This is a genomic window from Streptomyces sp. NPDC104831 (genome assembly GCF_055583025.1).
In genome coordinates, this window is the sequence record NZ_JBVJOT010000009.1 from 1 (window position 1) to 11,059 (window position 11,059).

Genomic DNA, 11,059 nt, shown 5'->3' on the forward strand with positions numbered 1-11,059 from the left:
CCCCCCCCCCCCCCCCCCCCCCCCCCCCCCCCCCCCCCCCCCCCCCCCCCCCCCCCCCCCCCCCCCCCCCCCCCCCCCCCCCCCCCCCCCCCCGCTCCTGTGTGCCGGGGTGCCCGCTAGGAGACGACGTCCTTGCGGGCGAAGCCGCGGAAGGCCAGGGCGAACAGCACCAGGGCGTACGTGACGGACAGCGCGGCGCCCTGGATCATGCCGGACCACTCGGGGACCGGCTGGACGGCGTCCGCCCAGGCGAACTGCCAGTGCGCGGGCAGGAAGTCCCGCCAGTGGCCGAGGGCGGTGACGGCGTCCAGGACGTTGCCGACGATGGTCAGGCCGACCGCGCCGCCGACCGCGCCGAGCGGGGCGTCCGTCGCCGTGGACAGCCAGAACGCCAGTGCGGCGGTGACCAGTTGGGACACGAAGAGGTAGGCCACGGCCACCAGGAGCCGCTGGGCCGCCGTCCCGGTGTCCAGCGCCCCGCCGGTGGGGATCCGGAGCGGGCCCCAGCCGTAGGCGGCCGTGCCGGCGGCCAGCGCCACGAGCGGCAGCAGGACCATCGCGGCGAGGGACAGCCCGAGCGCCACGGCGAGCTTGGACCACAGCAGCCGGGCACGGGGCACGGGGGCGGCGAGCAGATAGCGCAGCGAGGACCAGTTCGCCTCGGAGGCCACCGTGTCCCCGCAGAACAGGGCGACCGGGACGACCAGCAGGAAGCCCGCCGACACGAAGAGGTTCACGGCGGCGAAGTTGGCGCCCGAGGCGGTGGCCGTGTCCATCAGCGTGACCCGGTTGTTGCGGCCGCCCGGGTCGCCGCCGACCGCGAAGGCGATCAGCAGCACGAACGGCAGGAGGGCCAGGATCGCGCCCATGACGAGGGTGCGGCGGCGCTTGAGCTGGCGGACCAGTTCGACCCGCAGCGGCAGGGTGCGCCCCGCCTGATAGCCGGAGGCGACCTCGGTGAGCGTGCTCATGCGGAACCTCCGATCAGGGTGAGGAAGGCGTCTTCCAGGCGGCGGTGCGGGCCCACCGAGACGACGGGCAGCTCCAGCCGCACCAGCTCGGCGATCAGCCGCTCGGCCTTGCCGCCGGGTGCGAGGCGGACCAGCAGCCCGTCGCCGGTGCGCACGGCGGAGGCGACGCCGGGCAGCGCGGCCACCTTCTCCGCCACCGGCTCCTCCACGGGCGTGGCGGTGGCGACCAGCAGGGTGTCGCCGGAGCCGACGATGTCCCGGACCTCTCCGGCCTGCACCAGCCGGCCGCGGTCCATGACGACCAGGTGGGTGCAGGACTGCTCGACCTCGGCGAGCAGGTGGCTGGAGACGATCACCGTGCGGCCGCCGGCCGCGTAGCGGATCATCACCTCGCGCATCTCGCGGATCTGGGGCGGGTCCAGGCCGTTGGTGGGTTCGTCCAGGATGAGCAGGTCGGGCAGGCCGAGCATGGCCTGGGCGATGGCCAGGCGCTGGCGCATGCCCTGGGAGTAGGTGCGCACCGCGCGGGCGAGGGCGTCGCCGAGTCCGGCGATCTCCAGGGCCTCGTCCAGGTGGGCGTCCTCGGGCGGTCGGCCGGTGGCCCGCCAGTACAGCTCCAGGTTCTCCCGGCCGGACAGGTGGGGCAGGAAGCCCGCGCCCTCCACGAAGGCGCCGACCCGGGAGAGCACCGGCGCGCCGGGCCGGATGGCGTGGCCGAAGACGCGGATCTCGCCGTCGTCGGGGCGGATCAGTCCCATCAGCATGCGCAGGGTGGTGGTCTTGCCCGCGCCGTTGGGCCCGAGCAGTCCGAGGATCCGGCCCCTCTCCACCCGGAAGGACAGGTCCCGTACGGCGTACCTGTCGGTGGATCCGGCGTAGCGCTTGCTCAGGCCGTCGATGACGAGGGGGACCTCGGCGAGGTCCGGGTCGGGGGCGGGGGCGAGGGTGCGGCGGCGGGCGGTGAGCAGCAGGGCGAGGGCGGCGACGGCGCCGGCCGCGGGCAGCCACCACACCCAGGCGGGCAGGGGGGCCGCGGCGGTGGCGACCTCGGGCGCCGTCGGCACGCTCAGGTCCGACTTCAGGGCGACGGTGTAGCCGGCCGGGGCGGCCGGTGAGGCGTAACCGAGGTCGGTGGAGGCGAGGACCAGGCGGAGCCGGTGGCCCCTGCGCACCTCGTGGTCGATGGCCGGGAGGGTGATGGTGACGTCCTTGCCGGCCTTGGCCCCGGTCACCCGGAAGGGGGTGACGAGCTGGGCGGGCAGCACCGGGCGGCCGCCGTCGGGCCCGATGTCGTAGACCTTGCCGAACAGGACGGCGTCGTCGCGGGTGGAGGTGACGTGCACGGTGGCCGTCGGGGTGCCGGTGATCCGCAGGTCGCGGGTGAGCGGTGCCGAGTCGAAGCGCGCGTACTGGCCGGGGAAGTCCATGGAGAGGCCGACGCCGAGTGCGGACAGCCGGCCGAGGCCGGAGCCGCCGAGGCCGGGCAGCGCGGAGACGCCGGGCGGGCTGGCGCCGGCCGGGTTGGCGACGTGCTGTGGGCCGCCGGTGAGGGCGATGGCCCGCGGGTGGTCGCGCAGGCCCGGGTAGGTGGCGGCGCTCGCGCCGCGCTGCCGGGCCGTGCCGTCGGTGGAGTCGACGCCGCCGGTGCGGGTGACCCGGAAGGCCGGGCCGGTGTCGGTGTCCTCGTCGCCCTTCAGGTACCGGTCGAACCAGGCGCGGGTGCGTGCCTCGACCCGGTCGGTCTCCATGTCGCCGCCGTCGTGTCCGCCGGCGATCCAGTCGACGGCGACGGGGGCGCCGGACGCGCGGATCGCCCGGGCGGCGGCGTCCGCCTGGTCGAGGGTGAACAGGGAGTCCGTCTGCCCCTGTGTCAGCAGGGTGGGCACCTTGACGCGGTCGCCGACGGCGGACGGCGAACGCTCGGTGAGCAGCGCGCGGGCGGCCGCGTCGGGGGTGCCGGACGCGGCGACCCGCTCGTACATCCGGCACAGCTCGGGCTGGAAGCGGGCGCAGCCGCCGCCGCTGTTGACGAAGACGCCGGCCCACAGCTTCTTGAACACGCCGTGCGGGAGCAGGGCGTCGGCGAGGTTCCAGTAGGTGATCGCCGGGGCGATGGCGTCGATCCGCCGGTCGTGTCCGGCGGCGAGCAGGGAGACCGCGCCGCCGTAGGAGCCGCCGGCCATGCCCACGCGCGGGTCGCCGGTCCTGTCGAGCCGTACCTCGGGGCGTTTCGCCAGCCAGTCGAGGAGGCGGGAGACGTCGGCGACCTCGCCGCGGGGGTCGTTCAGCCCGATCTTCCCGGTGGACCGGCCGAAGCCGCGCGCGGACCAGGTCAGCACCGCGTACCCGGAGCGGGCGAGGTCCTCGGCCTGCCGGCGCATGTCGTCCTTGCTGCCGCCGAAGCCGTGGGCGAGCAGCACGGCGGGGTGGCGGCCGGCGTCGGCCGGGGTGACGTACGAGGTGTCCAGGCGTGCCCCGTCGACCGCGATGACCCGGTCGCTGCGGCGCACGGCGGGGCGGTCGTCGAAGGCGACGGCCGCCGTCCACGTCCCGGCACCGGCGAGGACCACGGCGGCGGCGACGGCGGCCACGAGCCGGCGCGGCCGGCGCCACGGGGTCCGCGGTGCGCGAGGTCGAAGATCCATGCGACTACGGTACGGGGCCGCGCCGGCGACCGCTGCTGCCGTCGGGGGGAGGGGCGGGCCCTCCCTGGGGCGTACGGGGGGGGCCGGCGCGTACCACGGCCGCGGTACGGGGGCGCGTGGGCCCGGCAGGCCGCGGCGGCCGGCGCCGCCGCCGGGGCGTTCCTCAGGCCTGGGCTTCGCCGGTGGCCGGCGCGGGGACCGGGGCCATGGGGCCGGCCTGGGCCGGGATGGTCGCCAGGGTGTCCACGGGGTCGGCGATCCGCGCGTCCTCGGGGATGGACACCAGCCAGCGGGTGTCGCGGCGGGGCCGCAGGTACAGGGCCCAGTAGAGGGTGGCGACGGCGGTGATGCCGCCGGTCCACAGCAGGTAGCTCGCCTCCTGCTGGGTCAGGATGTAGGCCAGGACGGCGATGAGCAGGACCGGCACCGCGGGCCACAGCGGCATCCGCCAGGCGGGCGTGTGCTTGTGGGAGCCGCGGCGGGCGAGCAGCGCGGCGACCGCGACCAGCAGGTACATGCCGGTCACCGAGACGCCGGTGACGCCGTAGAGGGTGTCGAGGTTGACGAAGCAGAGCACCGCGCCGGGGACGCCGACCGCGAGGGTGGCCACCCACGGGGAGCCGAAGCGGCCGAGCCGGGAGAAGACCGTGTTGACCGGGCCGGGCCAGGCCTTGTCGCGGGCGGAGGCGAACAGCACGCGGGAGTTCTGGATGACCATGACGATGCCCGCGTTGATGATGGCGAGGGCCACGCAGAGGCTGACGAAGGTGCCGACCGCGGAGTTGGACCAAGCGGTGACCATGGAGCCGATGTCGCCGCCGGTCAGCTCGGAGAGGTCGGAGGCGCCGAGGGTGATGGCGGCGACCGGCACCAGGATGACCACGGTGGAGATGGCGAGCGTGGCGAGGACGGTGCGGGCGACGTTGCGGCGCGGGTTCTCCAGTTCCTCGGAGAGGTAGACGGCGGTGGAGAAGCCCTGGGTGATGAACAGGGCGATGGCGAGTCCGGAGACCACCAGCATGGCCGTCACGGTGTCCGCGTGGCCGTGCTCGCCGGCCACCTGCATGGAGACCAGGCTGCCCACCCCGCGGTGGCCGTGCGAGAAGCCGAGGACGGCGACGACGCCGGCCGCGATGACCTCCAGGACGAGGAAGACGCCGGTGATCCAGGCGTTGGCGCGCAGGTCGAGCAGGCCGGCGAGGGTGGCGAGCAGCATCACGCCGGCGCCGGTCATGGACGGGTCGAGGTGGACGATCGGGGCGAGGTAGTCCGCCGTGCCCATCGCGATCACCGGCGGCACGATCATGACGACCAGCAGGGAGAGCACGAAGACGAGCCAGCCCGCGAGCCGCCCGGCCATCGTCGACACCATGGCGTACTCGCCGCCCGCGCTGGGGATGAGGGTGCCCAGCTCGGAGTAGCAGAACGCCACGGCGATGCAGAGCAGGGAGCCGATGGCGATGGTCAGGGCGGTGGCGGTGCCGAGGGAACCGAACAGGTCGGGGACCACGACGAAGAGCGTGGAGGCGGGCGTGACGCACGACAGCGTCAGCAGGGTGCCGCCCACGACGCCGATGGAGCGCTTCAGCCCGGGGGCGGGGGCCGTCGCGGCGTCGGCCACGGTCTTCTGGTGCGTGTCGGTCATGCGGCGGTTCCGATCGGCTGGTGCGAGTGAGGGTGGGCTCGGGAGCGCTATCGCCTCCGGCGGATCGTCGAATGTTCGGTCTCGTCCACTCCCGGCGCTGCATAGAACCCCGGCGAAAACCCCCACGTCAATGGCCGTTTACCTTCGGAATTCGCAGCTCCGCTTATCCGTGGGGCGCATCGCTTTCCCAGGCCGTTACGCCCTACAGGTGCATCCATCAAGCCCAGCCCGGTTGTGACCTTGCTTTCAAAGGCCCTGCTGCGGCAACCCCTTCATCACCCGTTTCGTCCGCACTGCACGGGAACCGCAGCGAACGTTTCAAAAAAATGTCAGGCGTCCGCTATCCGGACATGCCGGTGCCCCGCCCGCCGCGACGCGGAGGACGGGGCACCGGGCCGGCTCAGTGGTTGCGCGGGAAGCCCAGGTCCACGCCCGCCGGGGCGTCGGCCGGGTCGGGCCAGCGCGTGGTGACGACCTTGCCACGGGTGTAGAAGTGGGTGCCGTCGTTGCCGTAGATGTGGTGGTCGCCGAAGAGCGAGTCCTTCCAGCCGCCGAAGGAGTGGTAGCCCACCGGCACCGGGATCGGCACGTTCACGCCGACCATGCCCGCCTCGACCTCCAGCTGGAAGCGCCGGGCGGCGCCGCCGTCCCGGGTGAAGACCGCGGTGCCGTTGCCGAACGGCGAGGCGTTGATCAGCGCCACGCCCTCCTCGTAGGTGTCGGCGCGCAGCACGCACAGCACCGGGCCGAAGATCTCGTCCCGGTACGCCCTGGCGCCGGTCGGCACCCGGTCCAGCAGCGAGATGCCGATCCAGTGGCCGTCCTCGAAGCCCTCCACCGTGTACCCGGTGCCGTCGAGCACGACCTCGCAGCCCTCGGCGGCGGCACCCGCGACGTACGAGGCCACCTTGTCCCGGTGCGCCTTGGTGATCAGCGGGCCCATCTCGGACGCCGGGTCGTTGCCCGGACCGATCTTGATCTTCTCGGCGCGCTCGCGGATCTTCTCCACCAGCGTGTCGCCGATGGAGCCGACCGCCACGACCGCCGAGATGGCCATGCAGCGCTCGCCGGCGGAGCCGTAGGCCGCGCTCACCGCCGCGTCGGCCGCCGCGTCCAGGTCGGCGTCCGGCAGCACCAGCATGTGGTTCTTGGCGCCGCCGAGGGCCTGCACCCGCTTGCCGTGCGCGGAGGCGGTGGCGTGGATGTGGCGGGCGATGGGGGTGGAGCCGACGAAGGAGACGGCCTTGACGTCCGGGTGCTCCAGGAGGCGGTCGACGGCCACCTTGTCGCCGTGCACGACGTTGAAGACGCCGTCGGGCAGACCGGCCTCGGAGAGCAGCTCGGCGATGCGGACCGACGCGGACGGGTCCTTCTCGCTGGGCTTCAGCACGAAGGTGTTGCCGCAGGCGATGGCGATCGGGAACATCCACATCGGGACCATCGCCGGGAAGTTGAACGGCGTGATGCCCGCGACGACGCCGAGCGGCTGGCGGATCGAGGCCACGTCGACCCGGCTGGCGACCTGCGTGGACAGCTCGCCCTTGAGCTGCACGCTGATCCCGCAGGCCAGGTCCACGATCTCCAGGCCGCGCGCGACCTCGCCGAGCGCGTCGGAGTGCACCTTGCCGTGCTCGGCGGTGATCAGCTCCGCGATCTCGTCGCGGTGGGCGTCCAGCAGCGCCCGGAACCGGAACAGGATGGAGGTGCGCTGGGCCAGCGAGGACTGGCCCCAGGCGGCGAAGGCGTCCTTGGCCGCCGCGACCGCCGCGTCCACCTCCTCGGCCGACGCGTACGCGACCTTCGTGGTCACCGCGCCGGTCGCCGGGTCGGTGACCGGCCCGTAGGTGCCCGACGCGCCGTCGACGGCCTTCCCGCCGATCCAGTGGTTGACGATCTTCGTCATGTCCGGGGACTCCTTCTCACAGATGGCGGCGTCGGGTGGAGACGTGCCGTTCGTACAGCTCACGGGCCTCGACCGCGGACGGGCGGGTCGCGGTCGCGGCCACGGGAACATCCCACCAGGCCTGGGCCGGCGGCGCGCCCGACACAGTGTCGGACGTTTCGGTCTCCACGTAGACACATGTGGGGACGTCCGCGGCCCGCGCCTCGGCGAGCGCCCGCCGCAGCTCCCCCACCGTTTCCGCGCGCAGCACCCGCATGCCCAGGCTGGCCGCGTTGGCCGCGAGGTCGACGGGCAGCGGGGCGCCGGTGTACGTGCCGTCCCCGGCCCGGAAGCGGTAGGCGGTGCCGAACCGTTCGCCGCCCACCGCCTCCGACAGCCCGCCGATGGAGGCGTAGCCGTGGTTCTGCACCAGCACGAGCTTGATAGCGACGCCTTCCTGCACGGCGGTCACGATCTCCGTCGGCAGCATCAGGTACGTGCCGTCGCCGACCAGCGCCCACACGTTCCGCTCGGGCGCGGCGAGCTTCACCCCGAGCGCGGCCGGGATCTCGTAGCCCATGCAGGAGTAGCCGTACTCCAGGTGGTACTGGTCGGGCGACCGGGTCCGCCAGAGCCTGTGCAGGTCGCCGGGGAGCGAGCCGGCCGCGTTGACGATGATGTCCGTCTCGTCCACCAGCGCGTCGAGGGCCCCGATGACCTGCGGCTGGGTCGGGCGCACGCCGGGGTCGGGGGCCGCGAGGCAGGCGTCGACCGTCCGCTCCCAGCGCTCCTTGGCCCCGGTGTACTCGGTGACATAGGCGTCGGCGACCCGGTGGCCGTGCATCCGCAGCCGCTCGGTCAGCTCCTCCAGGCCGCCCCGCGCGTCCGCGACCAGCGGGAGTCCGGCGAGCTTGTGGCCGTCGAAGGGGGCGATGTTGAGGTTCAGGAAGCGGACGCCGGGGTGTGCGAAGAGGGTGCCGGAGGCGGTGGTGAAGTCGGTGTAGCGGGTGCCGACGCCGATCACCAGGTCCGCGGTGCGGGCCAGGTCGTCGGCGGTCGCGGTCCCGGTGTGGCCGATCCCGCCGACGTCCTGCGGATGGTCGTAGGGCAGGGATCCCTTGCCGGCCTGGGTGGAGGCGACCGGGATGCCGGTGGCCCCGGCGAACTCGGCGAGGGCGCTCTCGGCGCGGCTGTGGTGCACCCCGCCGCCCGCGACGAGCAGCGGCCGGCGGGCCGCGCGGATCGCCCCGACCGCCTCGGTCAGCTCGGCCGGGTCCGCGCCGGGCCGCCGCACCGTCCACACCCGCTCGGCGAAGAACCGCTCCGGCCAGTCGTAGCCCTCCGCCTGCACGTCCTGCGGCAGGGCGAGGGTGACCGCGCCGGTGTCCACCGGGTCGGTGAGCACCCGCATCGCCTGCAGGGCCGCCGGGATCAGCGCCTCCGGCCGGGTGACGCGGTCGAAGTACCTCGACACCGGGCGCAGGGCGTCGTTGACCGACACGTCGCCCGCGTACGGCACCTCCAGCTGCTGCAGGACGGGATCGGCGGGGCGGGCGGCGAAGACGTCGCCGGGCAGGAGCAGCACCGGCAGGTGGTTGACGGTGGCGAGGGCGGCGCCGGTGACGAGGTTGGTCGCGCCCGGGCCGATGGAGGTGGTCACCGCGTGGGTGGACAGCCGGGCCGACTGGCGGGCGTAGCCGACGGCCGCGTGCACCATCGCCTGCTCGTTGCGGCCCTGGTGGTACGGCATCACGTCCGCGTACTCGACCAGCGCCTGGCCGACGCCGGCGACGTTGCCGTGCCCGAAGATGCCCCAGACGGCGCCGATCAGCCGCTGCCGGGCGCCGTCCCGCTCGGTGTACTGGGCGGCGAGGAAGCGGACGAGCGCCTGGGCGACGGTCAGCCGGACCGTGGTCACCGGTACCCCCCGGTGGTGTGGCCGGGGTGGAAGCGGATGAGCCACTCCCGGTCCTGTCCCGGGCCCGCCATGACGTTCAGGTAGTACATGTCGTGTCCGGGCTGCGCGATGGACGGGCCGTGCCAGCCGTCGGGGACGAGGACGGTGTCGCCGGAGCGGACCTCGGCGAGCAGGTCCGCGCCGCCCGGCCGGGAGGGGGACACCCGCTGGTAGCCGAGGCCGTCGGGGCCGTCGATCTCGAAGTAGTAGATCTCCTCCAGCTCGGACTCCTCGCCCGGCCGGTGCTCGTCGTGCTTGTGCGGCGGGTACGAGGACCAGTTGCCGCCGGGGGTGACCACCTCGACGGCGATCAGCCGGTCGCACGCGAAGGCGTCGGCGGCGGCGAAGTTGCGCACCCGGCGGGCGCAGGTGCCGCTGCCGCGTTCCTCGACGGGTACCTCCGGCGCGGGGCCGTAGCGGGCGGGGAGTCGTCGCTCGCACTTCGCTCCTGCCAGGGCGAAGCGGCCTCCCGCGCCGGAGGCGATCTGGACCCGGGCGTCCCGGGGTGCGTACGCGAAGTCGGTGACGTCCGCGAACACGCTTTCCCGGCCCAGGAGTTGGAACTCGTCCTGCTCCGTTTGTACGGTACATCCGCCTTCCAGCGGAAGCACGATCCACTCGCTGTCGCCGGTGGTGAACGTATGGCTGCCACCGGGCGCCAACTCGACGACCCGCAGACTGCTGTGTGTCCAGCCGGCCAACTCGGGGCCGATGTCGACGGCGTACCAGGCGTTCGCGGTCGCGCCCCTGGGCAGATGCAGGTCGGTGCTCGTCATGCGCCCCTCACAGCAGTCCTACGGCGGTGTCCACGGCGGCGGCCACGTCGCCGTCCGCCGGGTACAGCAGCGAGCGGCCCGCCACCAGGCCGCGCACGGTGGGCAGGCGCAGCGCGCCGCGCCACTTCCGGTAGGCGGCGGCCCGGTCCCGCGCCGAGTCCCCGACGTCGCCGCCGAGCAGGACGGCGGGCAGCGTGGAGGTCTCCATCACCCGGGGCATGTCGTCGGGGTCCTCGGTGACGGGCACCTTCAGCCAGGTGTAGGCGGAGGAGCCGCCGAGGCCGGAGGCGATGGCGAGGGACCGGGTGACCGCCTCGGCGGACAGGTCGTTCACCAGCTCGCCGCCGGGACCGCGGCGGCTGATGAACGGCTCCACGAACACCGGCAGCCGCCGCGCGGCCATGGCGTCGATGACGCGGGCGGCGGACTCCAGGGTGGCGAGGGAGCCGGGGTCGGCGTAGTCGACGCGCAGCAGCAGCTTGCCCGCGTCGAAGCCGAGCCGTTCGATGTCCTCGGGGCGGTGGCCGGTGAACCGGTCGTCCAGTTCGAAGCTGGCCCCGTGCAGTCCGCCGCGGTTCATGGAGCCCATGACGACCTTGTGCTCCAGGGCGCCGAGCAGCAGCAGGTCGTCCAGGATGTCGGCGGTGGCGAGGACCCCGTCGACTCCGGGCCGGGACAGCGCCAGGCACAGGCGTCCGAGCAGGTCGGCGCGGTTGGCCATGGCGAGCCGCCGGTCGCCGACGCCGAGGGAACCGCGCGCCGGGTGGTCGGCGGCGACGATCACCAGCCGGCCGCTCTCGCCCAGCAGGGGCCTGCGCGCCCGCCGGGCGGCGGCCTCGGCGACGGCCTCGGGATGCCGGGCACGGATCCGCACCAGCTCGGCGACGTCGACCTCGGCGCACGGGGGTCCCGCGGCGCCCCCACGGGGAACGGCGGGGACGGCGGGGACGGCTCGGTGACCGCCGGGCCCCTCGCCGGCCGCGGGCCCGCCGGGCGAACCCTCGCCGGGCGCCGGTCCGGCGGGCGTCGTGACCCCTGCCTCCGGGCCCGCGCCCTCCCCGGTACGGGAGCCGGCACCCCGGCCGCCGGAACCCTCGCCGGGCGCCGGTCCGGCGGGCGTCGTGACCCCTGCCTCCGGGCCCGCGCCCTCCCCGGTACGGGAGCCGGCACCCCGGCCGCCGGA

At 74.4% G+C, this 11,059-nt stretch carries 7 protein-coding genes; all 7 read right to left on the minus strand.

From position 1 onward, the window contains the following. Positions 1–116: 116 nt before the first annotated feature. Positions 117–971 carry an ABC transporter permease gene (locus ACZ63H_RS08655; RefSeq protein ID WP_469863078.1) on the minus strand — a complete coding sequence of 285 codons (855 nt, stop codon included), beginning with the start codon at positions 969–971 and terminating at the stop codon, positions 117–119. After that, on the minus strand, positions 968–3,616 hold the full coding sequence (locus ACZ63H_RS08660; protein WP_469863079.1) for an alpha/beta fold hydrolase: 2,649 nt from the start codon (positions 3,614–3,616) through the stop codon (positions 968–970). The genes ACZ63H_RS08655 and ACZ63H_RS08660 overlap by 4 nt, the downstream gene beginning before the upstream one ends. Positions 3,617–3,779: 163 nt before the next feature. Then, on the minus strand, positions 3,780–5,261 hold the full coding sequence (locus ACZ63H_RS08665; RefSeq protein WP_469863080.1) for an APC family permease: 1,482 nt from the start codon (positions 5,259–5,261) through the stop codon (positions 3,780–3,782). Between the two features lie 400 nt (positions 5,262–5,661). Then, positions 5,662–7,164 (minus strand): CoA-acylating methylmalonate-semialdehyde dehydrogenase, encoded by a 1,503-nt coding sequence (gene mmsA, locus ACZ63H_RS08670; RefSeq protein WP_469863081.1) that lies wholly within the window; start codon positions 7,162–7,164, stop codon positions 5,662–5,664. 16 nt (positions 7,165–7,180) lie between these two features. After that, positions 7,181–9,061 carry a 3D-(3,5/4)-trihydroxycyclohexane-1,2-dione acylhydrolase (decyclizing) gene (iolD, locus tag ACZ63H_RS08675; protein ID WP_469863082.1) on the minus strand — a complete coding sequence of 627 codons (1,881 nt, stop codon included), beginning with the start codon at positions 9,059–9,061 and terminating at the stop codon, positions 7,181–7,183. Then, complete coding sequence (gene iolB, locus ACZ63H_RS08680) at positions 9,058–9,876, minus strand: 5-deoxy-glucuronate isomerase (protein WP_469863083.1); 819 nt, start codon at positions 9,874–9,876, stop codon at positions 9,058–9,060. Before iolB ends, iolD begins: the two co-directional genes overlap by 4 nt. Before the next feature lie 7 nt (positions 9,877–9,883). Beyond that, the gene (locus tag ACZ63H_RS08685; protein ID WP_469863238.1) at positions 9,884–10,753 is read right to left on the minus strand and encodes a Cgl0159 family (beta/alpha)8-fold protein; all 870 of its coding nucleotides are present in this window, start codon (positions 10,751–10,753) and stop codon (positions 9,884–9,886) included. Between the last annotated feature and the right edge of the window lie 306 nt (positions 10,754–11,059).

What these genes read in the sequence shown, in the direction of transcription:
- ACZ63H_RS08655 (WP_469863078.1), bottom strand. Translation starts at nt 971, where the DNA reads ATGAGCACGCTCACCGAGGTCGCCTCCGGCTATCAGGCGGGGCGCACC.
- ACZ63H_RS08660 (WP_469863079.1), bottom strand. Translation starts at nt 3,616, where the DNA reads ATGGATCTTCGACCTCGCGCACCGCGGACCCCGTGGCGCCGGCCGCGC.
- ACZ63H_RS08665 (WP_469863080.1), bottom strand. Translation starts at nt 5,261, where the DNA reads ATGACCGACACGCACCAGAAGACCGTGGCCGACGCCGCGACGGCCCCC.
- mmsA (WP_469863081.1), bottom strand. Translation starts at nt 7,164, where the DNA reads ATGACGAAGATCGTCAACCACTGGATCGGCGGGAAGGCCGTCGACGGC.
- iolB (WP_469863083.1), bottom strand. Translation starts at nt 9,876, where the DNA reads ATGACGAGCACCGACCTGCATCTGCCCAGGGGCGCGACCGCGAACGCC.